19 protein-coding genes and 1 pseudogene are annotated in these 25,887 nt (G+C 41.5%); 6 read left to right on the plus strand and 14 right to left on the minus strand.

Annotated features, from left to right (window positions below):
- Positions 1-30 precede the first annotated feature (30 nt).
- A complete protein-coding gene (gene mobB / locus ACJAZP_RS08525; protein WP_415230319.1) occupies positions 31-576 on the plus strand; it encodes a molybdopterin-guanine dinucleotide biosynthesis protein B in 546 nt (181 codons plus the stop codon).
- Between the two features lie 30 nt (positions 577-606).
- Here the strand turns inward: mobB and ACJAZP_RS08530 are convergent, their stop codons facing one another.
- On the minus strand, positions 607-1,407 hold the full coding sequence (locus tag ACJAZP_RS08530; RefSeq protein WP_415230320.1) for a Cof-type HAD-IIB family hydrolase: 801 nt from the start codon (positions 1,405-1,407) through the stop codon (positions 607-609).
- A 149-nt stretch (positions 1,408-1,556) separates the two neighbouring features.
- Positions 1,557-2,276: a tRNA-uridine aminocarboxypropyltransferase gene (locus tag ACJAZP_RS08535; RefSeq protein WP_415230321.1), complete on the minus strand. Its 720-nt coding sequence runs from the start codon at positions 2,274-2,276 to the stop codon at positions 1,557-1,559.
- Between the two features lie 140 nt (positions 2,277-2,416).
- Here ACJAZP_RS08535 and ACJAZP_RS08540 point away from each other — a divergent pair, with 140 nt between their 5' ends.
- Complete coding sequence (locus ACJAZP_RS08540; protein ID WP_415230322.1) at positions 2,417-4,324, plus strand: ATP-dependent DNA helicase RecQ; 1,908 nt, start codon at positions 2,417-2,419, stop codon at positions 4,322-4,324.
- A gap of 77 nt (positions 4,325-4,401) precedes the next feature.
- Here ACJAZP_RS08540 and ACJAZP_RS08545 read toward each other — a convergent pair whose 3' ends face one another.
- Positions 4,402-5,037, minus strand: coding sequence for an alternative oxidase (locus tag ACJAZP_RS08545; RefSeq protein WP_415230323.1), 636 nt, complete (start codon positions 5,035-5,037; stop codon positions 4,402-4,404).
- A gap of 470 nt (positions 5,038-5,507) precedes the next feature.
- Between ACJAZP_RS08545 and ansA the strand changes: the two genes are divergently transcribed.
- Positions 5,508-6,518 (plus strand): asparaginase, encoded by a 1,011-nt coding sequence (ansA, locus tag ACJAZP_RS08550; protein WP_415230324.1) that lies wholly within the window; start codon positions 5,508-5,510, stop codon positions 6,516-6,518.
- Between the two features lie 101 nt (positions 6,519-6,619).
- Here the strand turns inward: ansA and ACJAZP_RS08555 are convergent, their stop codons facing one another.
- The 9 genes and pseudogenes from ACJAZP_RS08555 to ACJAZP_RS08595 all read right to left on the minus strand — a co-directional run bounded on the left by ACJAZP_RS08555 (position 6,620) and on the right by ACJAZP_RS08595 (position 18,838).
- On the minus strand, positions 6,620-7,840 hold the full coding sequence (locus tag ACJAZP_RS08555; RefSeq protein WP_415230325.1) for a diguanylate cyclase: 1,221 nt from the start codon (positions 7,838-7,840) through the stop codon (positions 6,620-6,622).
- Positions 7,841-8,706: 866 nt separating this feature from the next.
- Positions 8,707-9,843, minus strand: coding sequence for a sugar diacid recognition domain-containing protein (locus tag ACJAZP_RS08560; RefSeq protein ID WP_415230326.1), 1,137 nt, complete (start codon positions 9,841-9,843; stop codon positions 8,707-8,709).
- A gap of 354 nt (positions 9,844-10,197) precedes the next feature.
- Positions 10,198-11,628 carry a pyruvate kinase gene (gene pyk, locus ACJAZP_RS08565; RefSeq protein WP_415230327.1) on the minus strand — a complete coding sequence of 477 codons (1,431 nt, stop codon included), beginning with the start codon at positions 11,626-11,628 and terminating at the stop codon, positions 10,198-10,200.
- Positions 11,629-11,957: 329 nt separating this feature from the next.
- Positions 11,958-12,119: pseudogene (cowN, locus tag ACJAZP_RS08570) on the minus strand (N(2)-fixation sustaining protein CowN); the annotation flags it as partial.
- Between the two features lie 595 nt (positions 12,120-12,714).
- A complete protein-coding gene (locus tag ACJAZP_RS08575) occupies positions 12,715-13,851 on the minus strand; it encodes a glycerate kinase (RefSeq protein WP_415230328.1) in 1,137 nt (378 codons plus the stop codon).
- A gap of 11 nt (positions 13,852-13,862) precedes the next feature.
- Positions 13,863-15,128, minus strand: coding sequence for a GntP family permease (locus ACJAZP_RS08580; protein WP_415230329.1), 1,266 nt, complete (start codon positions 15,126-15,128; stop codon positions 13,863-13,865).
- Positions 15,129-15,261: 133 nt separating this feature from the next.
- A complete protein-coding gene (locus ACJAZP_RS08585; protein WP_415230330.1) occupies positions 15,262-16,398 on the minus strand; it encodes a sugar diacid recognition domain-containing protein in 1,137 nt (378 codons plus the stop codon).
- 381 nt (positions 16,399-16,779) lie between these two features.
- Complete coding sequence (ssb, locus tag ACJAZP_RS08590; RefSeq protein ID WP_415230331.1) at positions 16,780-17,430, minus strand: single-stranded DNA-binding protein; 651 nt, start codon at positions 17,428-17,430, stop codon at positions 16,780-16,782.
- A gap of 40 nt (positions 17,431-17,470) precedes the next feature.
- A complete protein-coding gene (locus ACJAZP_RS08595; RefSeq protein ID WP_415230332.1) occupies positions 17,471-18,838 on the minus strand; it encodes an MFS transporter in 1,368 nt (455 codons plus the stop codon).
- A gap of 150 nt (positions 18,839-18,988) precedes the next feature.
- Here ACJAZP_RS08595 and ACJAZP_RS08600 point away from each other — a divergent pair, with 150 nt between their 5' ends.
- On the plus strand, positions 18,989-19,831 hold the full coding sequence (locus tag ACJAZP_RS08600; RefSeq protein ID WP_415230333.1) for a 23S rRNA (adenine(2030)-N(6))-methyltransferase RlmJ: 843 nt from the start codon (positions 18,989-18,991) through the stop codon (positions 19,829-19,831).
- Between the two features lie 21 nt (positions 19,832-19,852).
- On the opposite strand, the gene ACJAZP_RS08605 is transcribed toward ACJAZP_RS08600, so the two are convergent.
- Positions 19,853-21,313 (minus strand): hypothetical protein, encoded by a 1,461-nt coding sequence (locus ACJAZP_RS08605; protein WP_415230334.1) that lies wholly within the window; start codon positions 21,311-21,313, stop codon positions 19,853-19,855.
- Positions 21,314-21,656: 343 nt separating this feature from the next.
- On the opposite strand from ACJAZP_RS08605, the gene ACJAZP_RS08610 reads away from it, so the two are divergent.
- A complete protein-coding gene (locus tag ACJAZP_RS08610) occupies positions 21,657-22,229 on the plus strand; it encodes a nucleoside triphosphate pyrophosphohydrolase family protein (RefSeq protein ID WP_415230335.1) in 573 nt (190 codons plus the stop codon).
- A 100-nt stretch (positions 22,230-22,329) separates the two neighbouring features.
- Here the strand turns inward: ACJAZP_RS08610 and metE are convergent, their stop codons facing one another.
- Positions 22,330-24,633: a 5-methyltetrahydropteroyltriglutamate--homocysteine S-methyltransferase gene (gene metE / locus ACJAZP_RS08615; RefSeq protein WP_415230336.1), complete on the minus strand. Its 2,304-nt coding sequence runs from the start codon at positions 24,631-24,633 to the stop codon at positions 22,330-22,332.
- A gap of 114 nt (positions 24,634-24,747) precedes the next feature.
- Here metE and ACJAZP_RS08620 point away from each other — a divergent pair, with 114 nt between their 5' ends.
- The gene (locus ACJAZP_RS08620) at positions 24,748-25,653 is read left to right on the plus strand and encodes a LysR substrate-binding domain-containing protein (RefSeq protein WP_415230337.1); all 906 of its coding nucleotides are present in this window, start codon (positions 24,748-24,750) and stop codon (positions 25,651-25,653) included.
- The last annotated feature ends 234 nt before the right edge of the window (positions 25,654-25,887 follow it).

The raw sequence follows: 25,887 nt of genomic DNA on the forward strand, positions 1-25,887 counted from the left end.
ATAAACTAAAATTTAAGGTAATTGAGACGAATGTATTCTATAGAAAATTTTCCGAAAGTGATTCTTGGTTTTGCAGCCTATAGCGGCACAGGTAAAACCACCTTAATCGAAAAGTTGATCCCTTTGCTGGTCGCTGACGGGATCAGAATTGGTTTGATTAAGCACAGTCACCACGATATTGAGATGGATAAACCCGGCAAAGACAGTTACCGTTTGCGCAAAGCCGGTGCTTGCCAAGTGGTGCTGGCATCACCTTACCGAACTATTATTTTTAAGGAAAAACTGCAGCACACTGAGGCTAATTTACTGGAACAGTTAAATTGTGTAGATCTTAATAACTTAGACCTAGTATTAGTTGAAGGTTTTAGAGATGAAAAATTTGCTAAAATTGAGCTGCATCGGCCAAGTTTGGGCAAACCATTACTTTACCCTAATGATCCAAGCATTATCGCAATTGCAGCCGATCAGCCGTTATCAACATCTCTGCCGACATTAAATATCAATGATATTGAGCAAATAAAAGTTTTTGTGCTGCAATACCTGGCATTAAAAAATTCATCTGTAAAAGGAGCGTGATAAATTATCACGTTTGCGCCCGCTGCTAGCCTATTCCAGCAGATGTTTGACAAGATAATGTGCCACGGCATCATCATCACAGTGACCTATGATTTCATTATCGGGCAAGGCTGATTTTACTTTATGGTGCGCAGAGCCCATTACCAGGCCTTTTCCTGCCATAGAAAGCATTTCAAAATCATTCATGCCATCACCAAAAGCAATACAGTCTTTTAGTTCATAACCTTTCATTTTAGCAATAGCATCCAGAGCATGTCCCTTGGAAACACCGGCATCCATTACTTCAAGGCAGTTCGGTGAAGAAAAGGTGATATGGGCTTTACCGGCAAATTGAGCTTTCATTTCATTTTCCCAGATAACCAGTTTTTCGTGGTTTTGATCTTCACGTGTTATAAATATTTTAGCGATATCTTCTAATGGGGGATTGTTTAAATCAAAAAGCTGGTAAGAAAAATGTGCCTGCTTACAGGGGTTGTTAGCATCCTCTCTGCTGACTAACCAGTCATCATTACGGTAGAGATGAATTTGAATTTCTTGATCATTTTGGAGCATTTTAAGCATGCCTTTGATGATCTTTGGTGCTATATTTTGCTTGAAAATTATTTCATTTTCGCAGTTATGTACACGGGCGCCATTGGAGGTGATCATAAATGCTGGAATGCCCAACTGTTCGCGCATATGTGCAACATCAACATGATGACGGCCGGTTGCAAAAATAAAGTCAGTGCCCTGCTGGTGTAATTGGGTTAATACTTGCTTGGTGAAGGGGGTGATTTTGTGTTCCGATGTTAATAGCGTGCCATCGAGATCTGATGCTGCAATTTTATACATATAAATTCTCGTTTGAGTGTTCGAATAGAGGAGGGCCTTTGAATATAATATATTCAACCTTCTTAACTTAAAAAGCAACTCGCAAATATTTCTCTGACAATGCAGAAAAACACTTTATACCTCAACCGTAAGCCAGAAGGTAAATAGGCTTAAGGATTTAATAATTTTTGCAGACGAAACTGCATGGCATTGTCCGTTAATAGTTTGCTCTCTTTACCTAACAGATAGTTCTCGGTAAAGGTTTCAAATAACAGGTTCATAATAGTTGCATTTTCGGTTTCCCCGATAAAGTCTAAAACGCATCCCGCCACCTCCGCCGTTGCAAGTTGATTTTTTTTAACCGCTTTGCGTATTAAATAGCGTGAGAGTCTATCGGGTGAAAAGGATAAAACCGGGAAGGCATTTAGATAAGGGCTTTTACGCCACATTTTTGTCGCTTGAGGCCAGCTTGCATCTAATAAAATGAACAGAGGTCGCTTACCCTCGGCGGGTGTTTGGTATTCTGATAAAAGACGCTCGGGTGTGCTGTATTCTGCGGGGAAGATGACGATCGGCATCCACTTGGGATCCTGCAGTAAATCCAGCAGTTCCGGGTTTGGCTGGGTGCGCGACCAAATATAGGCAAAGGTATCGGGAATTAAGTCTGCAATCAATCGCCCGGTATTACTGGGTTTTAATATTTCATCATCATACATTAACAGCAAAAATGCGCTCTTTGTATTGACGGTTTTTTTTATCGAGCAAATACATAAATAAGGTAATAACATACAGTTTACACAACGTATTGCCTTGCTTCCCCGGGCTAAAAAGGGGCGAGTGGATTGGGCAAGTCGTTGCTGATAAAGTCGATGGATAGCGTGAATGCGCATTAAGTTATTAACCTGTTTTTGATTATAAGTAATAATAATAAGAAGAAGAGGGGATTATATACCTAAACTATTTGAATCTACATATTCAGGCAGTCTGGTGATGTGTTATAAAGGGGCTTCAGTTGATCAGAGGTTTATCTATGTTGCAGTTACTCCAGCAGTATTTCGGTTTTTCAACCTTCAGAACAGGTCAGGAAAAGGTGATTCAGGCTCTATTTGAAGGGCACAGTGCTGCCGCTATATTTCCGACCGGCTCAGGTAAAAGTTTATGTTATCAACTCCCTGCACTGCATCTGCCGCATTTAACCCTAGTGGTTTCACCACTGCTTGCATTAATTCAGGATCAACTGGAATTTTTACAGAGTAAAGGTATCAGCGCCGCGAGTATTCACTCCCTGCAAACCCCGGCTGAATCTTCACAGGTTTATAAGGAAGTAGCGAAGGGGGAAGTGAAAATTCTGTTTATCTCGGTTGAACGATTAAACAGCGAACGTTTCCGTTTATTTTTGAAGAAGATACCTATTTCCCTGCTGGTGGTTGATGAAGCGCACTGCATCTCTGAATGGGGACATAACTTTCGACCCGATTACCTGAAGCTCGCGTTATATCGCCGTGAATTTAATATCCAGCAAGTATTGTTATTAACGGCCACGGCAACACAGAAAGTGATCGCGGATATGGGCAATAAATTTGCCATTGATCCGGGGAATATTACCCTGACGGGATCCTACCGGGCGAATCTAAACTTGTCGGTGTTAGGCGTTGGCAGTTCCGATAAACTCAACAAACTTTTACCCTGGCTTGCCGATCGCAAGCAGCAGGCCGGCATTATTTATGTGACCCTGCAGAAAACCGCAGAAGAGGTGGCTAAGCAGTTAAGTTATTCCGGTGTTCCGGCGCAGGCTTATCATGCCGGGATGAACGGCGATCAACGCCAAGCCATACAACAGCAGTTTATGTCTGGAGAGTTGCCCCTGATCGTCGCGACCATCGCCTTTGGAATGGGCATTGATAAAAGCGATATCGGTTTTGTTGTACATTACGATTTACCCAAATCGATAGAAAATTATGCTCAGGAGATTGGCCGCGCCGGGCGTGATGGACAACCGGCGGATTGTTTGGTGCTGGCCAATAAAAACAACCTTAATACCCTGGAAAATTTTGTTTATGCCGATACACCGGAGCCCAGTGCCATTGACTTTGTACTCAATGAAATAGGGCAGACCAGCGGGCAGTGGGAGATGGTCATGAACAGCCTTTCCAGCCAATCTAATATCCGTTTACTGACCCTCAAAACCTTATTGGTGTATTTAGAATTAGAGGGCCTGCTGCAGCCCGCTTACAGTTATTATGCTGAATATAAATACAAGCTGTTAGTACCGGAAGCGGACTTGTTGGGGCGTTTTAAAGATGAACGGTATAATTTTGTGCAGGCCATATTACAAAGCTCTAACAAGGCAAGAACCTGGGCGACCATTGATTTTGAAAAGATGCAGTCGCTCTATTCATCGGATCGCAAGCGTGTGATTACGGCTATTGATTATTTGGATCAGCAGGGGCTGATCGAACTGCAGAGCAAACAGATGACCCAAGTGTATCGAGTTTTCAAAGATGCGTTAAATGGTAATTTGCGTGAGTTGCTGGTGCAGCGTTTTAATGAGAAAGAAAGCAATGAAGTGCAGCGCATTCATTTTTTACTGGATTTCTTTGCCAGTGAGCAGTGTCTGAATTTACAGCTTGCGCAGTATTTCTCCGACAATAATTTACAGCAGCCCTGCGGTCATTGTTCTGTCTGTGCGGGTTATCCTGCGATTATGCCTGCAACACCACTTTTAACCCCTTTAAAGGAATATCAGTTTGAGCCGTTGAGTGCGGATATTCGCAGTAAATTAGGGGCGCATACTACCCCGGTATTATTGGCGCGTTTCTTTTGCGGCTTAACCACACCCATTTTTACGCGTCTGAAAGTACGCAGTGTTAATGGTTTTGCGCTGTTAGAAAAATACCGTTTTGCCGAAGTCAAAGCCTGGATAGAAGGGCATCTTTAAAAATAATCAGACTTAAAGTGATAAAACCAAACCGCTGAATTTGTATATTCAACGGGTTTGGTTTGTTATAAAAATGCTTACTTTTGATGAGAGGGTAGATCACCGCTGGCAAATGAATCTGCAAATTCATGGTTGCGGTCGCGGTGTTTGGCCTCATCTTCTCTAATACGCAGTACCACATCACGCAGGCATGCATCATCAGCCAGGGAGTAATAATCTTTTGCTATTTTGGGTGCCTGCACATTTTCTACTTCACCGGCATCAATTTTTTGTAAAAATTCAGTGTAACTTTTACAGGCTTCTTCCTCAAAATAGCCGACCACTCGATGCGCTGTTTTTGAAGATAAAAGATATAAGAAAGTATATACAATTAAGAAAATACCCTGTCCGAGTAAGACCAAGGTACGCTCAATCCAAGTTGGTTTAGCGATATCTAAAAATATCATTAAATGCATCCGTTCATTTTCTGCTTCATCTAATAATTCGCGTATCCACCCCTGATCATCACGCATTCGGCGTAGGGCTTTCAGGTGGTTGAACATGCCCGCAACCATGCCGGGTACGGCGGCAATGGTTTCTAAAATAACCGCACGTTTAGCGTATTTTGTGCCATAAAAAAGATTCAGCATGAACTTTAAAAATTGGGTGATTTTGTATGCAACGTATTCAGATGCTGTATTGGGTGCTTGATGTGATAATTCAAAGTTAGACATAGGGCTCTCTCTGTTTAAGATTAAAAGGTGACTTGGATCAAGTTAATGCTTTATTTGATCTAGGTCAATAGACTCAAACAGCTTGAATAATTATCAAAAAAAATGTTTTAACAATGTTTTTTTTCAGGCGCGAAAATTCTGTAACATTTGCGCCTGATTTTAGGGCGATAGCAAAAAAAGATGTTACGGCGACAATTGTATTGTTACTTTTCTGTTAATAATGTTGGTTTATTTTGGCTTGTTTTTTTGATGAAAATATATTGATTTAAATCAAATTATTTACTCCGACACGTCAAAAATTGCCGTTTCAACCGCTGCCATCAAAAAGCTTTTGATGGTAAAGGCTGTTTATTCACTAGAAAATGACGATAAAGAAGAATTATTAACAGATGCTAATAAATTTAAAGTAGACTTGCCCGTATAAAAACATTCTGAAGCTAATCGTCAGAAATGACTTAAATGAGAACTTAATGGTACATAAAAAACGAATTTATATCGCATACACAGGCGGCACAATTGGCATGAAACCTTCAAAAGACGGCTTCGTTCCGGTCGCCGGTTATCTTTCAAAAACCATTGCTAATATGCCGGAGTTTTATCATCGCCAAATGCCTGAGTTTGAGATCCATGAATATGATCCGTTGATTGATTCAGCCAATATATCCCCCTCCGTATGGCAGGATCTTGCGCAGGATATTCAAGCACGTTACCACGACTTTGACGGTTTTATTATTCTCCATGGTACAGATACCATGGCCTACACCGCTTCGGCATTATCATTTTTATTTGAAAATTTATCTAAGCCGGTGATTGTGACGGGATCACAAATTCCACTTTCACAATTACGTTCCGATGCGCGTGCAAATTTATTAAACTCTTTATATATTGCCGCGCATCATCCCATTAATGAAGTCTGTGTTTTCTTTCATAATCAACTGTTTCGCGGTAACCGTGCAAGCAAACAGAATGCCGATGGATTTGGTGCTTTTGTTTCCCCTAACTACCCGGTTCTGTTGGAAGCGGGAATTGAAATCAAGAATATTGCCGGTATTACCCAAAAATCGGTTAATACACCTTTACGGATCAGTGATATTCGCGCGCATTCCATTGCCATTCTGCACCTTTTCCCCGGCTTAGATTGGAATATTCTGGATACTTTATTAAAAAGCCCCCTAAAGGCACTCGTACTGTTAACCTATGGAGTGGGCAATGCGCAGCAAGATGAACAATTATTAGCGATATTAAAAGAAGCAACAGATCGTGGTATTTTAATCGTCAATTGCAGTCAGTGTTTAAAAGGCAGTGTCAATATGGAGGGTTATGCCACCGGACATGCGCTCAGTGACGCAGGCGTTATCAGCGGCTTGGATATGACCACGGAAACCGTCATTGCCAAGCTCTATTATCTATTAAGTCAAGATTTACCGACGACAGTGATTCGTGAATTGTTAGGCACTAACCTGCGTGGTGAATTAACTTAGTTTCTTGTTTTGTGTGTATCAAAATCTACTGAGTGGATTTAGGCCAGTTAAGTTAAACCGAGCCAAGTTAACGCTTAGCGGCATACTTCCGATAGTACAGCTTAACCGGTGACGCGATTCTTACCCGATTTTTTGGATACATACATTTTTTCATCGGCTTGCCTGATAATATCCTTGGGCTCGACCTGCGCAAAAGAGTCCGTATAACTTAGACCGATACTGACGGTTGTTGTGATCTCTTTACCCTCCATCAGTAAAGGCGTTTGTGCACAGGCTGCGCGTATTTTTTCTGCCAGTGCGAGTGCCGTTTTTTTATCTTTGTTGGGAATAAATACAATAAACTCTTCCCCTCCCCATCTTCCAATCACCCCGTGGTCAGCTATCTGCTCTTTAAATAGATCGGCAAAGAGTTTTAAGAAACCATCACCCTCGGAATGACCGTGGGTATCATTGACTTTTTTAAAGTTATCTAAATCAATCAACATGCAACTCATGGCGTTCACTTCAGCGCAGTGCTCGGTGATCCATTTGTAGATAGCATCACGATTATATAGTCCCGTCAGTGAATCATGGGAGGCTTTATAGGCAAGCTGTTTCTCTGCCATCACTTTGTCGGTGATATCGACCATAACAACTTCGACAGCAGGTTCACCTTGCCAGTGGATAACTTGGTCATAAATATTAAAAAATCGTTTTTCCCCATCAAAACGGATATTCTCGATAATATGGCTCTCGCCAATGGCTTCTCCCGCGATGACTTTCTGATATCGTTCAATAGCTTTAGCATGATACTCAATGGGGATGAGATCCAATATATTGAGATTATCGATCACATGCTGAACGGATTTAGCGGCCATTAGTTCAATCCACTTCTCGTTAACAAGTATTGGCTTAAAATCGCGATGAATAATAACGCCTTGATTCGATCCTTCAACCAGGCTTTCATGTTTAGATTTATTAAGCGGTTTTTGGGTACTGACCTTTAAAGAGATATCAAAAATCTGCAGCTCAAGGGCGGGCTGTTTTTCCCAATTTATTTGCTGCATTAGTACAAACACGGCCATCTTCCGACCTTGTTTATTGGTACAGTAAATAACATTACCACGGGTTTCGAAAGGAGTTGAATGTAAATGCTTAGACCTTATTAATACTTGGTCATGATAGCCGGCAGTAATAAGCTCTAGGGGTTCTGGCTGTACGGAATACATTTCATCCAGAGACGAAAAACCAAATATATTGACAAAGTTTTGATCGACACTGACAACCGCATTATTTGCGATAATGATTTGTCCGTAGCAAAATATACTGTTCATCTCTAGCATTAAAAACCTTCCTGATTATGTCTATGCTTCCGTTGTTATAGCGGGTATTAATAGCAAAAAGCGCAATAAAAACGGTTATAAATATTTTTATATATGAGTATTTAGGTACATCTCTACAAAAATTTACTCGATGAAATATACTACAAAACCTTTTAATTGACTGAAATAAATGTTTTTTTATCCATTTAGCTGTACTTGCGAGTTTTCCTAGAAATGCTTATAAGCGAAATTTTGACCGGATTTAGACAAGCAGCCGGGTTTAAAGATGGCTCTTTTTAAAGCACTCGAAAGATGAAAAATAAAATCAAATCAAAACACATTGCCAAGCATGCTGCTTAGCGCATAATCATTTGTCTATTTAGCGATATAACCTTACCGGAAAAATGACAACTAATCTGTGTTGCTGCAGCAGGTGAAGGACTATCCTGTGATTTTTTTATTATAATTTTACGTTCATCACATTGATTCAACTTATATTTAAAACCATATGCTCTTTGACCTGTTAAAGCATAGTATTACAAAATATTCGGCAATTATTTGAGCATTTCGAGCTAATCTCACAAAAAATCAGAGCGCTGTTATTTTATTCCTTTTTTACTCCTATGTATTCAAATTTACACAGGCAAGGTGGCAAGCAGATAAGAAGTCTAATCATCAGAGTCAGGATTTTTTTTGAGGGATTAATAATATTTTGAATTTAGTTTTTTGTAACTGATGGGGAGTAAATTGAGCGATGTGAATAAAAAACCCAGCATTTACGCTGGGTTGAAGTTGATATGGTCTGTTAAAAGTGTTTATTATTACACTTTTAGTAAAGGTATGAAAATGACATCATTTTATGCACTTGCACAACTGAATAAACTTTTCTATTGCATTATAACCGCCAGATAGAGTCGCGTTCTTTCATCTGTCTTGTTGATATCTAAGCCTGTTTCAAGTGCGATTTTATCAAATCGATAACGCAGAGTGTTTCTGTGTATATAGAGTGTTTTACAGGTTTGAGCTATGTCACAATTTTGATTAAAAAATACCGTCAATGTTTTAAGTAATGTTTCTTGGTGATTTTTCTTTAATCCGGTAACCGGCTGACACAATTGATCATAACGCCAGAGATCATTTTTCAGACCATAAAATAAAACCGGTAGAATATTATCCTGATAAAATAAAACATTACCTTTGCTGCTCGAGGATTCTATGGTTGCCTTGGCGGTCATAAAGGATTTAGATAACCCATGCAGTGTCGGAAAATAGCCGCCCAACGCAATACGAATAGTAAATTTTCCCTCACTGGCAATACGCTTAATTAGCTGCTGGATACGTTTTTCTTCTTCCTTGCGTGACCAGTCGGAATCACTTAATATTATTGGCTTTAATACGACGACTTCGTTCATTGGTACGGACACAATCGCGACAATATTATCGCGCTCCGGATACTCAAGTAGTTCGACTAATTCCTGTAGGTACTCAAGTGATAGATGATCGCCATTAAAGGAATCTATTTTTACAATAGCGGCAATTCGGGGCTGGGCAAGATCTAAATCTAACCTTTCTGCAATCGACTCAAGCTGCCCTTCATTTAACAGCGAGCCTTGAATCAGTTGTAATACCAATTCTTCTCTATGGCGTTTATTCCATTGAATTTGCGTGGTTAATGCTGACTGCTCGATGATCAGTTCCGCCGTCATTTTAACCAGTTCACCATAATTTCGGACTTCAGCAGGATCGCCGGAGATCCCCACAACACCAATGACTTGGTGCTGAAAAATAACCGGCAGATTAATACCCGGTTTTACACCCCGTAATTTTTTTGCGGTAGCATTATCTATCTCGACAATGCGGTTTTCATTGATTGCCAACACAGCACCCTCGTGACGAGAGTTAATTCGATGCAGAACACCTGAACCGATAATTATGCCGTTTTTGTCTATTACATTGACCGAATATTTAATAATTTTCATGGCACGTTTTACAATCTGTTTGGCTATCGACTCAGTTAATTGCATGGCAGTTTTCTCTTTACAGTAGAGGTGTAATAAGCTTAATAATCCTCGACAAAAGTGAATAGATAATTTAAATCCTAACGTTATAAATTCACAGCTAATCTATAATGTGAAAAAGTTTGTTGGTATAGGTATAAATTTATTTTATGCAGGGTGAATGCTTGTTTTGATGTTGGATCCTTAGGTTTTACTTCTTGCTTCAGCTCAAAGCCACTTTCATCTTCAGTCAGGAGGAAGCCATGCTGTTTAGTTACTCTTATAACAACTAAACAGCATTATTCGCACCTTGATTGAGAACCATTAGCTTCAATAGAGGTAAATGTCAAAGGTAAAAAATTCTAGGTGATTTAAAATAATTTAAACCGTAACAATTTTACAGGTATTGGTAGAGCCTGCATCATTATCATCCCCATGGGTGAGCAGAATTAAATCGCCTTCTTTTATATAGCCTGCATCTTTTAATGTCTGCAGTGCATTGTTTATAAATTTAATAGTGTTGGTTGTTGTTGAATCGAACTTAACAGGTGTTACACCTCGGTATAGTGCACAATAGCTTAACGTTTGCGAATTACTTGAAAGTGCATAGATTGGTAAACCAGAGCTTAAACGCGACATTAAAAGAGGGGTTGTACCTGATTCGGTTAAAGCAACAATCGCTTTAACGCCGACTGTATGGTTAGCAGCAAACATAGTCGTCATTGCTAACGCTTCACCGGGATCGTTGAAGGTATAGTTGACTCGGTTGTTAGAAACATTAAGGCTTGGGTGCTTTTCTGCACCAAGACATATTTCACTCATCGCTTTTACTGTTTCAACAGGAAAGCCGCCTGCAGCCGTTTCACCAGAAAGCATTACCGCATCTGTGCCGTCAAGTACCGCATTGGCAACATCCATGACTTCCGCTCGCGTTGGCATTGGCGCACTGATCATCGACTCCATCATCTGTGTTGCGGTAATCACGACACGATTTAAACGGCGGGTTGTACGGATCATATTCTTTTGTACGCCAACTAAGCGTGCATCGCCAATTTCTACGCCTAAATCACCACGGGCAACCATCACTACATCTGATGCTAGAATGATATCTTCTAACGCTTCTTGAGTCTCAACGGCTTCCGCACGTTCAACCTTAGCTACAATTTTGGCATTACAGCCCGCTTCTTTGGCTAGTTTACGCGCATAGTGAAGATCATCACCGTTGCGAGGAAAAGAGACAGCTAAATAATCACAGCCAATTTTAGCGGCTGTAAGAATATCTCTTTTGTCTTTGTCTGTTAATGCAGGCGCAGATAAACCACCACCTTGCTTATTGATCCCTTTATTATTGGATAGGGGGCCGCCAATAATAACAACAGTATGTACTTTATTACCTTCAACGCTTGTAACTTTGAGTTGTACACGGCCATCATCTAGCAATAGGAGATCATCCGCACTAACTTCGTGTGATAATGTTTTGTAATCAAGGCCAACCGCTTGATCAGTACCTTGGCCTTTTTCAATGTCGCTGTCTAAGGTAAACAGATCACCCACAGCCAATTGAATTTTATTATCTTTAAAGGTAGAAACACGGATTTTAGGGCCTTGTAAGTCACCCATAATGGCAACTTCTTTTCCTAAACGTGTTGCAATTTCGCGTACTTCTTCGGCACGTTTCACGTGTTCTGCTACTTCGCCATGAGAAAAGTTCATGCGTACCATGTTTGCTCCAGCAGCAATAATTCTTTCTAAATTGTTATCTCTATCAGTAGCGGGTCCTAATGTAGCTACGATCTTAGTACGTCTGGTCATTCTATCATCCTGTATATGAGGGTAAATTTTTTGTTGATACTTATTGAAAACATATCCAGGCTATTTGAAAGTACCTACTTATCAGCTTATGGAGCCTCAGGTAGCTTGGGTATATCTCTTTGTTGTGTCGTTTGACACATTCGTTTTTTTATTTTTAGATACAAGGTTAATCTCGTCGCTTGAAATTAAACATTGGGTTATTGTTTTCTGCCTCAAGTGGTTGCGCTGAAAAAACTTTACTATCCGCTATTCTAGATTGAGGATCATTAACGGTTTAATCTGTTACTTATCTGGAATTTCATCGCTGCTATTTGTTTGGCACTTTTTGTCTAACAACACTCCTGTTCAACTTTATAGAGTAATGCTGTTGCTTCCTCATCTCCACAGTCGCTAAAATATTCATAGAGAGCATTTGTTTGGTTGCCGAGAAAATGCAAATTGTCATTATGCAGTTTTTTCTGCATTTCTATTTTCTGTGAAAAGTAGGCATGCCATCCTTCGTCGAGATTACCGCGGCGTTTTTCAAGACAGTTGTCACTACTTGCTTAATATTTAAGCCGCGTCCTTTTCCGGATTTAGGTGAACCTCTCCGATAGGTCCATCGTTCTGGTTTCTTTTTTCTGTACTCAATCAGCACTTTTTCACGATAACTTAATACGGAACTATCTTTACCGCTATGGCGCTCATCAGGAGTAACATAATTTAAACGGCCAGCTTATGCTCTTTGTTGTACTAACACACAAAATCCCCCCCCCCAAGCTCGGCTAGCGTCAAGGTTCTAAAATCCTTTCAACGGCCTGAACAATGACTCAACATAGGGATTATCGTAACTCACCCGAGGGCGACTTGTGATCCCCTGCTCATCCATTTTGGCTCGCAATGTAGAGGCTTTCATCGGATCTCCATTGTCAGAATGAACGTTTGAAGATCGCCTTAAAGATTACATTTAAAAACTGCAGTTACACAGAATTATTGACAGGGCAAATATATGGTATTACTTCGTTTTTGGATTGTAGAGCGACAATAAAGTTTGATCTTTTAATAACCTCCGGCTGAATTATCTTTAGCCGGAGGTTTTTTTACTGATTATTTTGTATTGATCATTAATAATGCCGCTATATTACGTGCAGTCATTTCAACATTAACTGCTGCATCACGAAAAGCTTTTTCGAGACTACTCGCACTTGAGACCGCGCTGAATACGCTGTCAATACCGTACTCATGAACAACATCACAGTCTTTAGATAAACACCCTGCAATACCTATCACAGGAATACCGTGTTTTTTAGCCATTCGCGCTACACCAATCGGTGTTTTACCGTGAATAGTCTGACTGTCAATACGACCTTCACCAGTAACCACTAAATCAGCGTCAGCGATAATTTCTCTCAAATTAACTGCGTCCATTACAATCTCAATTCCGGGGCGAAGTGTCGCATCAAGCAGACCTAATAGTGCTGCTCCCATACCGCCGGCGGCGCCAGATCCCGCGGTGTCTTTTATATCTCGACCTAGCTGTTGTTTGATAATCTTTGCGTAATGAGCCAGGTTTTTATCGAGCTGCTCGACCATTTCCGGAGTTGCCCCTTTTTGCGGTCCGAAGACATGCGTAGCGCCTTTCGGCCCGCATAACGGATTATCTACATCACAAGCTATTTCGAGTGATATATTTTGAATACGCGGATCAAGTCCTGACATATCAATACGGTATAAATCTGCCAGGGCGCCGCCACCGTAACCTATTTCTAAGCCACTCTTATCAAGCATCTTTATACCTAGAGCCTGTGCCATACCAATACCGCCGTCATTGGTGGCACTACCACCGATACCGACAATAATATGTTTTACACTTTGATCTAATGCCGCTTTGATCAGCTCGCCTGTTCCGTAGCTGGTTGTGAGTGACGGATTGCGTTGTTCAGAGGCAACTAAATGCAGACCCGATGCAGCCGCCATCTCAATAACTGCGGTTTGTCCATCACCCAGCAGTCCGTAAAATGCGTCAACTTTTTCACCTAACGGGCTTGTTACAGAGCAACTAATAATAGAGCCGTTGGTGGCATCAACTAATGACTGTACGGTACCTTCTCCACCGTCGGCCATCGGTAATTTATGAAACTGCGCATTCGGCATGATCCGTTTAAAACCTACTTCAATAGCGTTGGCAACTTCCATGGCTGTCAGACTTTCTTTATACGAATCAGGAGCAATAATAATTTTCATGAGAATTTCCTTTAAACAAATAGACCAAATACACCGAACATAAGGGTAGAAACAACGGCAATCAGAAGACCTACGGCAGATTCATAAGGGATCAGTTTTAAACGGTCTCTTATGTGCATATGCACAGAACCGCCGGTAGCGTGGAAGAAACTACCGTGAGGCATATGATCCATCACAGTTGCTCCGGCATGAATCATAGCAGCCCCAGCTAGAGCTGGAACGCCTAACTCAAGAATGGTATGACTGAAAACACTGGCCGCCACAGCTGTACCTGCTGTCGTGGAGGCGGTTGCTAAAGACATCATTGCGCCGGAAATAGGTGCAAGCAGATAAGAGGGGAGACCGGATGCGGTCAGTGTTTCTATTAATCCGGATTTAAGTGCTGAATTGGCTATAATACCGGCTAATGTGCCGGTACCGAGCAGCATAACAGCAACGGGCGCCATGCGGCTTAAACCTGAAACTGCAAACCGGTTTACATCATGGAAACGGCCCATTACAACCGCACCTAATAAACCGCCTAACGGTAAGGCAATCAGCGGATCAACATTAATGCCAGCAAAAGGGCGCAGCGCCAGCAGACCTATAGCAACTAATGGAGCAACAATAGCTGCACCGAAACCGGGCATGTTAGAATGGTCAATACTATGTACTTCATTGGCTTGAACTTTTGCGCCTTTATTAATCAGTTTTTTGGCAAGAAAGTAAGCCAGCGCCATACCGCATAAACCGGGGATAATACCTGCCGCCATTACTGAAGTCAGCGGTACATTAAATGCGTCGGCTGCTGCAATTGCATTGGGGTTCGGTGACATTACATTACCTGCTTTACCACCGCCGACCATAGCTAATAATATGGCCATTTTCGACAAATTAGCGCGACGTGCGATGGCTAATGCAATAGGTGCGACAGTAATAACAGCAACATCAACAAAAACACCGACAGCGGTTAATATCATGGTAGCAATAGCAAGAGCTAATAGTGCTCTAGTTTCACCTACTTTTTTGATGATAGTTTCTGCAATGGAAGTAGCCGCGCCAGACTCGATCAGCACACCGGCTAATATACCGGCTGCAAGAATGCGCAGTACCGCGGTAACAATGCCTTGGGCACCGCCAATCATTAAGGTAATTGTTTCAGTGAGCGATACGCCGCCAATAAGACCGCCCACCAAAGCACCGATAATCATACCGTATGCGGGCGGGACTTGTTTAAGTATAAGATAAATGGCGACAACGAGTGCTGCCAGTGCACCTAGCGTAGATACTTCAATCATGTTTAACTCCGAAGGTTATTAAGGTAGAGAGCAAGTTATGATAACCTCGGCCAATAACCTATAGGCAGTTGAACAGAATGTCGCAGATGAAAATGACATTATTTTGTGCACTTGCACAACTTAATAAACTTTTCTATTGTGTTATAACCGCCAGATAGAGTCGCGTTCTTTCATCTATCTTGTTGATATCTAAGCCTGTTTCAAGTGCGATTTTATCAAGTCGATAACGCAGAGTATTTCTGTGTATATAGAGTGTTTTACAGGTTTGAGCTATATCACAATTTTGATTAAAAAATACCGTCAATGTTTTAAGTAATGTTTCTTGGTGGTTTTTCTTTAATCCGGTAACCGGCTGACACAATTGATCATAACGCCAGAGATCATTTTTCAGACCATGAAATAAAACCGGTAGAATATTATCCTGATAAAATAAAACATTACCTTTGCTGCTCGAGGATTCTATGGTTGCCTTGGCGGTCATAAAGGATTTAGATAACCCATGCAGTGTCGGAAAATAGCCGCCCAACGCAATACGAATAGTAAATTTTCCCTCACTGGCAATACGCTTAATTAGCTGCTGGATACGTTTTTCTTCTTCCTTGCGTGACCAGTCGGAATCACTTAATATTATTGGCTTTAATACGACGACTTCGTTCATTGGTACGGACACAATCGCGACAATATTATCGCGCTCCGGATACTCAAGTAGTTCGACTAATTCCTGTAGGTACTCAAGTGATAGATGATCGCCATTAAAGGAATCTATTTTTACAATAGCGGCAATTCGGGGCTGGGCAAGATCTAAATCTAACCTTTCTGCAATCGACTCAAGCTGCCCTTCATTTAACAGCGAGCCTTGAATCAGTTGTAATACCAATTCTTCTCTATGGCGTTTATTCCATTGAATTTGCGTGGTTAATGCTGACTGCTCGATGATCAGTTCCGCCGTCATTTTAACCAGTTCACCATAATGATGGACTTCAGCAGGATCGCCGGAGATACCGACAACACCCATGACTTGGTGCTGAAAAATAACCGGCAGATTAATACCCGGTTTTACACCCCGTAATTTTTTTGCGGTAGCATTATCGATCTCGACAATGCGGTTTTCATTGATTGCCAACACAGCACCCTCATGACGAGAGTTAATTCGATGCAGATCACCTGAACCGATAATTATGCCGTTTTTGTCTATTACATTGACCGAATATTTAATGATTTTCATAGCGCGTTTTACAATCTGTTTGGCTATCGACTCAGTTAATTGCATGGCAGTTTTCTCTTTACAGTAAAGGTGTAATAAGCTTAATAATCCTCGACAGAAGTGAACCAGAAGAGGGGGGGTTATAAAAAATAGCATTTTTTATAACCCGTTTAAAGATCGTCGTTGAAGTACTTAAATTTGACATTTGCTCTGTTATCTTTTTGTTATTCATTGCCTATAAAGCATCCTTTTAATTATTTCTATTTTAACTGAGTCTATATCGACAGCTTACTTGTAACAAAAGCATATTGTTTAATAGCGAAAAAATGAGATCTGAAAAATCACCCTATCGACAACTTTACAGTCACAAAAACGAATAAAGCCCCTAAGTTAGGGGCTTTAAGCTAAAAAAAATATTTTTGTGTATACACTTTAATTTTTTGAAAACTAAAAAGGAATGTCATCATCGAAATCCATTGACGGCTCATTGTATTGAGTCGGCGCTGCTTGTGCGGGTGCTTGCGCAGGTGGACGCTGTGTCGGCGCTTGCTGTTGCTGCTGTTGCTGCTGTGGCGCTTGCTGCTGGCGTTGAGCTGGCGCTTGTTGCTGGTAAGCAGGGGCCATTTGCGGCGCAGGTTGCTGACTTGGCGCCTGCTGTGGTGCATTACCCCAGCTTTGCTGCGGTTCCTGATTGTTTTGCTGTGCGTTACCCTGCTGTGCGTTACCTTGGAAAGACTGGCCACCCGACTGAGCAGGGTTACGTGAATCCATCATCTGAATTTCCGAGACAACAACCTCGGTTGTATATTTGTCCTGGCCGTCCTGTCCCTGCCATTTGCGAGTCTGCAATTTACCTTCGACGTAAATTTTTGCACCTTTTTTAAGATACTCACCGCACATTTCACCGAGACGGTTAAATACCGTCAGGCGATGCCATTCGGTTTTCTCTTTACGCTCGCCGGATTGTTTGTCTTTCCAGCTTTCTGTTGTTGCCAGAGTTAAGTTTGCCACTGCATTGCCGTTTGGCATATAACGCATTTCCGGATCTTTTCCCAGATTGCCGACTAAGACTACTTTGTTTACACTTCGGTTAAACATGTTTTTGCTCCGCTTACTGCTTGATGATTTATGTTGTAGATTAAGTATTTGCTAAAATTTCTTTCGCTTTTTTCAGTGCAAAAACTTGATTATTTACTTTGATATAAACTGTTTGTTCCCCAACAATGATGACGACCTCTAAGACCCCCTTCAGCGTGATGAGTTGTTCAGTCATTAACTGCGCATGATTTTCATCCTTGATTAATGCTGTCATAGTATGGGTGCGGACTTTACTTGGATTATGCATACCCAATGAGATGAAAAACCAAATTACCATTAACCCGGCTAAAAATAAAAATAAGCCACTACTACCGAGTAGTTTATAGGAAAATCCCCCTAAAATCCCACCAAAAAAAGCACCTAAAAACTGATACGTGCTATAGATCCCCATCGCGCTGCCCTTTGAGCCTGCGGGAGAAAGCATTGAGATAAATGCCGGTAATGACGCTTCTAAAAAATTAAATGCCGTGAAATAAAGTAAAATGGACACAAACATCCATATAAGTGATTGAGAGTTAAGTGACATGACGAGTAAACTGATCGCCATTAACAAAATTGCAAACAGATAAAATTGTTTGTTCATGCGCTTGCGAGCCGCCATGATAAGCATAGGTACTATTAATATAAATGAAACTAATAATGCCGGCAGGTATAAGTGCCAATGTTGCGCTGCAGGCAGATGCAACTGCTGCAGTTGCACGGGTAATACAACAAACATTGCCGTGAGTGCCATGTGTAAAATAAAAATGCCGCAATCCAAACGCAGCAGTTGCGGATTTTTGACTAATTTTGCAAGTAAAGCGGGAATGGCAACCGTTTCACCTCTGGGCGCTTTACTGACAACCTGCGGCACCACAAAATAGACGATCGCAATGCCTGCTAGGGCACCGGCTGCGGTGATAAAGAATAAACCCTGCAAGCCAATGATTGGAGCTAAAACCGGACCGGCAACCATTGCCAACGCAAAGGCAAGGCCAATGCTTACCCCGATCATGGCCATTGCCTTGGGGCGTTGCTCTTCTCGGGTGACATCGGCGGCCAGGGCTAACACCGCACTGGCAATAGCACCGGCACCTTGAATCGCGCGTCCGGCTGTTACGCCATAAACACTTTCTGAACAGCCTGCCACTATGCTACCGATAGCAAAAAGCACTAAACCGATAAAAATAATCGGTCGACGGCCAAATTTATCAGACAACATGCCCGCGGGAATTTGTAATAATGCCTGAGTTAAGCCATAGGCTCCGATCGCAAAACCTACCCAGATCGGTGAATAACCAATCAGATCCTGTCCGTAAATGGCAAAGACCGGCATGATCATAAACAGGCCTAACATACGTAATGCAAAGACGACGGAAAGGGAGATAGCGGTGCGTCTTTCGAGGGGGTTTAGTGCATCAGATTGCATTGAACATCCATTTTTAAGGCGATAGACAGAAATAAATCGGGCGCCAATAATAGCATGATAGCACCGAGATAAGCTTTTATTTTTAGTGCTCTTGCTGATAATTTTATTTATACTGGACGGCTTATATCTATTATATTTCTGGAGTTATTTTTGCTGAGCTATCGCCACTCTTTTCACGCAGGTAATTTTGCGGATGTGTTAAAGCACATTGTTTCTACATCAATTATTGACCATATGCTCAAAAAAGAGAAAGCGTTTTGTTATCTTGATACCCACGCGGGCTGCGGAGCTTATTCATTTCAGTCTTCCGAGGCTTTAAAAACCAAAGAGTTTAATAATGGTATTTTCCCATTATGGGGACGCGCAGACTTACCTGCTCCCGTGGTCCGTTATATGGAACAAGTGGTTGAATTTAATGCTCAGACTCAATTGCAGCATTATCCGGGTTCGCCGAGCATTGCGCTGCAAATGTTACGCGAAATAGATCGCATGTCTTTATTTGAATTACACCCCAATGAATTTACTAATATGCGCGCTAATTTTTCAGGAAACCGGAAAATTAAAATGGCTAAAAGTGATGGTCTACAAGGCCTGATTGCCAATATGCCACCCGTCGAGCGACGCGGTTTTGTTTTAATTGACCCCTCCTATGAAATTAAAACTGAATATTACGAGGTGGTGGAAACATTAATACAAGCGCACCGGCGTTTTGCAACGGGCACCTATGCACTTTGGTATCCGGTGGTTAACCGTTCGACCATTGATAAAATGGAAAAAGCCTTTAAAGCCTCGGGTATTAAGAATATTCAACTGTTTGAATTGGGTCTTCAGGAAGACTCGAATGAGATGGGCATGACATCCAGCGGCATGATTGTTATTAATCCTCCCTGGACATTAAAAAAAGAGATGCAGGCATCATTGCCATTTTTAGCCAAACTATTAGGTGTTGATGAGCAGGGTTTTTATCGCATTGAAACCCTGGTTGCAGAATAATAGCTAATCCAATGGCTGCTTTTAGCGCCGTTTTTTAAAATGTAATAATGATCTCAGTTTAGAATAACGCCTTCTTTCCGGTTTATTCTGCAGGGCTGCTTTGCCTGCTTTCTCAATATCAATAATGCCAGAGCGGTTTAAGGTTATTTTATAACGTTCAAACTGCTCGGTGTACTTACCCTGATCTAATGCGACCACCACATTTATCTGATAGCGTCGCTCAATGGAGGTGGTTTTAATTTTTTCTTTGTTTGATGAGGTCTCATTTTGCTCATAGAGCTTACCGCTGCCGCGTTCTAAATGGCGCGCAAAAGGTAATAAGCTAAAATCGATGGTTTCTTCCAGCGTGTCATAACCCGGTTGAAAGCCCTGGCGAACGACCTTGGTATCGATTCGAAAATGTAAGATCTCCGAACTTTGTTTATTCTGCAGATTGCGTTTCGCCAACAGCTGTCGGGTTTTGAGCGGCTGGTTGTCGGTCTTAATATAATCAAGCCAAATTTTTTGTTTGGCGAGTTCCGATTTGCTGGTCGGATCGATTAAGGTTCTCGCCCATTTAGGTTTACCTTTACGGATCCACCGCCACAGAATATTTTTAAAATCATCCTTAAAAACTTCCCGTACCCCGTAAATAATCGCCAGAATAAATACCATCAGGGAGGTCAGCGTACTAAAAGCACCTTGCGTTTTAATAATTAATACCAGCACCACGCACATGATCAGCGCGGTAGCAACACCGGTCACAACTTTACGGGTGATGTTACCCAATGCTTGAGTGTCAGTTTTAAAAATCACCCCATACTCAATTAAGCGGCGTAACAGGCGCATTTTATTGGCAATCCGGTTAGGATCGTCAAGTGTTGGCTGCGAGTTATAGGATCTTGCTTTGCGGTATAAGTTTTCATTTTTACAGATTTGCAGCAATGCCAGACGATCTTCCGAAAATTCGGATACACGCGGTTTGTTTGCTAACATGCCCAGTATGGTTTGCTCTGTATACCAGGAGAGGTAGTTATCCACATTTTCAAAGATCGCCTCCAGTTTGGTATCTTTAGGTGCATGGCTACGGTGTTTGCTTAAAATGACCATGCTGTGATTGATAATCTCCTGCGCGGCATCATAAAAGTCCCGTAATTTTTCACTATCATTGATCTTGATTGCTTCATGCATATCGGTATTAAGGGCGGTCACATATTGATAAGCAAAGAGATTAAGATGGTTGCGATATTCAACCGTGGAACGTTTCATACGACTGGCAAAACGGCTGTGTAATAGGGGTAAATGTAAACCTTGAGTAAAATAAGCGCTGCGAGTTCGCACTCCCGCATTGAAATAATCAACCTCTGGAAGCGTATTTTTATTAATACTCATCTCTTTTGGCAGAGAGAAATAAACATCAATGCGACGAAACTGACCCTGATCTATCTGATGAGTGAGTTTGATCGAGAAACGTTCTTCTTGTTTAAGGCTTATCTGCTTCAATTATTCCTCTCAATATGAATGGCTAAGGCGTTGGGGTATTGCTTTGTAATATGCATGCATGTTGTGTTTGTTTATGCGCCTTAAAATAAATAAAATTGCGCTAGTAAGCCCTGTTTAAAGAGTACAAACTTTATCACCGCTATCAAAATTCAGGATCATTATAACCTGTTCTATTGGCTTAAATAAATGAATAATAGCTGACTAGTCTGAATTTTTTATCAGTTGCTAAGCCTTGTAAGGTTGTTTCGGGGCGGCCGGGCTGATCCGTTTAAGACGTTGAACTCCTCTCTTTTATAACATTTTATTGTTACAATCTGAGTTTTATGAAATTAGGGTTTAACGCATGAAACTGTCATTATTGACGCAACCTATTTATGATCACTTATATGCCGATATCGAGCAGTTCCGTCGGACTTTTGATCTGCCCTGTGATGATCTTGGTTCATTAGACGCACAGGCAGATACCCTGCATACTTCGTTAATTATTGAAGAGTTAACCGAACTGGCGCAGGCCGACTGCAAAATTGAACAAGCCGATGCGATTGTCGACAGTATTTATGTTCTGATGGGACGCTTAGTCCATTTGGGGATCACTCAGGCGGGTGAGCATATGGAGATAAGCTATTTGGTTGATCTTTTTTTAAATGTCGCCAAACAGCTTGAGATTAACTTTTTACCCTGCTGGGACGAAGTGCATTCCAGCAATATGAGTAAAGTTTGCCGCAATGCCAAGGAGTATCAGGAAACCGAGCAATTTTATGCGGGCCAAGGGGTTGAGTTGGTTGACAGTATTAAGGGGGATTTTATTATCGCTAAATGCGCACAAGATGTGCAACTGTCCGGTAAGATAATTCGTCAAGGTAAGGTATTAAAATCTGTTTATTACCGTCCTGCTGATTTAGCCCCGCTAGTCTAAAATAATGCAAAAGAGGGCAGAGAGATTAGCGTTGATAACGAAAATATCTCTCCCTTTTTATGAGTCGCTTAAGGCTATTTTTATTAACCGCTTACACTGATTAGCTGGCGCGCAGTTCTTTGGCTGCAGCCACCATGTTCAGTAATGCCGGTTTGACCTCCTCCCAGCGACGGGTTTTTAAACCGCAATCAGGGTTAACCCACAGTTGCTCAGCCGGAATACGCAGGGCCGCTTTTTTCATTAAGTTTACCATCTGCTCAACAGCGGGTATGTTGGGAGAATGGATATCATAAACGCCGGGTCCTATTCCATTGGGGTAATTAAACTCTTCGAAAACATTCAATAATTCCATATTCGAGCGCGAGGTTTCAATGGTAATAACATCGGCATCCATTTGCGCAATGGCTGCGATAATATCGTTAAATTCGGAATAACACATGTGCGTGTGAATCTGGGTTTTATCGTCAACACCGTTGGCACAGAGTCGAAAGGCTGCGATTGCCCAGTTTAAATATTGCTGCCATTGGGAGCGATGCAGCGGTAATTTTTCACGCAGCGCTGCTTCATCAATCTGAATAATATTAATGCCCGCCTTTTCTAAATCAAGTACTTCCTCGCGAATGGCCAGCGCAATCTGCATACAAGTGGTCTGCAGTGGCTGATCATCACGTACAAAAGACCAGTTTAATATAGTAACCGGACCCGTAAGCATGCCTTTTACCTTTTTTTCAGTCAGAGATTGTGCGTAGCTTGCCCATTCAACTGTCATGGCTTTAGGGCGCGCAACATCACCAAATAAAATCGGCGGTTTAACGCAGCGTGAACCATAGGATTGCACCCAGGCAAATTGGGTGAACACAAAACCGTCAAGAAGCTCTCCGAAGTATTCAACCATATCATTGCGTTCTGCTTCACCGTGCACCAAGACATCCAGGCCAAGCTCATCTTGCTCATTAATACAAAATTCAATGGATTCTTTAATGCTTTTTTTATACTGCTCTTCATTGATATCACCTAAGCGTTTCGCTTTACGTAATTGCCGAATATCACTGGTTTGCGGAAAAGAGCCGATGGTGGTGGTTGGATAACTGGGCAGATTTAAATAAGATTGCTGCAGGGGCTCCCGTTCGGTTATACCCTGGTTACGCTGACCTAATTCAGGGGTGATATTAAGCACTTTGTTTTTAATGTCTTGTTGGTGGACGCGGTTGCTGTCACTGCGGCTTTCAATACACAGTTTATTATAAGTAAAGGCCGCTTGAACACTGCTTAAACCCTCATTTAAAGCGCGACCAATCAGGCTCAGTTCCTGTAATTTTTGAACCGCAAAAGCCAGCCAGGATTTAACTTCGTAATCAAGTTTCTCTTCATTATTAAGATCCATGGGGACATGCAATAATGATGAGCTGGGTGCCAGCCATAATCTGTCCTGTAGTTTTTGATGGATAGGCAGTAATTGCTCTAGGGTCTGATTAAGATCGGTTTTCCAAATATTACAGCCATTGATAACGCCCAGAGATAATATTTTTTCATCGCCTAAATAATCTATCGCAAGTTCTATTTCATGTGGCGCGTTAACCGCATCCAGGTGTAAACCTGCAACGGGTAGTTCACAGGCTAGTTTTAAATTATTCTTAAGCTCACCAAAATAAGTGGTTAAGAGCAGCTTAACCTTAGATTGCCCTAATTTCTGATAACTGCTCTGCAGTGCTTCCTGCCATTGTGTTGGGATTTCTAACACTAAAACAGGCTCGTCGATTTGCACCCAGCTAATATTTTTTTCTGCCAATAATGCCAATAATTCGCTGTAAACCTCAAGCAACTTTGGCAGTAGCGCGAGTTTTTGGCTGTCATCTTTTTCTTTGCCTAACCACAGGTAGGTCACGGGACCGATGATCACAGGTTTAACATTTTTATTGATTTGCTGCAGTTCTTCAATCTGCTCCAGCAGCTGCTCGGCGTTTAACGAAAAAGTGGTCTGTGCATCAAACTCCGGCACGATGTAATGATAGTTAGTATTAAACCATTTGGTCATTTCGCCTGCCTGACTCTCACCCGAGTGTCCATGAGATCCCGCGCAGCATTCCTGTGACTGCGATCGGCCCCGAGCTACCCTAAAGTAATTATCTAAGCTATTATCCTGGTCACTTTGTTTGGCACGTTGCGGGATATTACCCACTAAAAAACTCGCATCAAGCACTTGGTCATAAAGTGAAAAATCACCAACGGTATATAAATCCAGCGCTAATTCCTGTTGATCCTGCCAGTTTTTCCGGCGTAAACCGTAGGCGGTTGTTTGTAATTGGTCGGCACTTAATTCACCACCCCAGAATTTTTCCAGGGCAAATTTTAGTTGGCGTTTATTGCCAATGCGTGGGAAACCTAAGTGATGTAATTTAGCCATGATTTTTATTATCCTTTTAAATAGGGTGATAGATTGAAGTTGATGATCATTGTATTTAGAATAAACCATGAAAAATAATGATAAATTATCGCAAAACCATGAGGTATATTCATAATGATCGAGTTGTCGCATTTAAAAATCATGATTGCATTGCATGAAAAGGGCACCTTAACCCAGGCGGCCGAGGCTTTATGTTTAACCCAATCGGCTTTATCACACCAGATTCGTTACCTTGAAAAAAAGTTAAACGTAAAATTATGGCAGCGTTGCGGACGTCGTCTGCGTTTAACGCCGGCCGGTGAGTTATTGCTGAAGGTTGGCAAACAAACCGTACCGACTTTGGTGCAAACCGAAATGACCTTAAAAGCAATGGGAGAGGGGTTACAGGGCTTGTTGCGGATCGGAGTGGAATGTTATCCCTGTCAGGAATGGTTAACCCAGGTGGTTGCGAAGTTTTTACGGACTCAGCCAAATATTGATATTGATATTATCAGGCAATTTCAATTTTCCGGAATCAACGGATTAATCAATCAGCAGGTTGATTTACTGATTACACCTGATTTTTATGAGCATAAAGAATTACAATTTTATCCGTTATTTGAATACGAGCAGGTGCTCGTCGTACCCGAACAACATACCCTCGCTAAAAAGAGTCACATTGTTGCCGCAGATTTGCACGATCAGATGTTATTTACTTTCCCGATAGAAAAGCAGCGCTTAGATGTTTTTCAGTTGTTTTTATGGCCCGGACAGGTTGAGCCTAAAGCGCATAAACAAATTGAGTCGCTCGCTATCATGTTACAAATGGTCGAGCATCAACGCGGAGTGTGTGTATTACCGGAATGGCTGGCCGACAGCTACAGTCTTCAATATCATGTTAAAAAAATTCGTTTGGGTAAAAAAGGCATCTATAAAACACTCTATGCGGCGATCAAAAAAGAAGATCAAAAGGTCGCTTATATTAACGCCTTTATTAAAATTGGGATGGATAAGATTGTAAAACCTGGGGCCGTTATCTAAGCCTCAAAACAGTGCTCAGTACTAGTGCTTAAAATAAATCACAATGTCTTTTGTCATTTACCAGGTTCGCATATCTAATCAAACCGTTTGAAGATATTTGCTTTTTATTTTGCACCATTAAAGGCTTCGCTCGAGGCGTTATTAAGACTCTGCGAATGAGCTTTAACTGTACTCAAAAATAGAAGCAAATCACCTTTTCATTTATTTTTTAAACTACAATTGTATTAGGTTTAA

This window comes from Psychromonas sp., from assembly GCF_047632955.1.
Classification (GTDB): domain Bacteria; phylum Pseudomonadota; class Gammaproteobacteria; order Enterobacterales; family Psychromonadaceae; genus Psychromonas.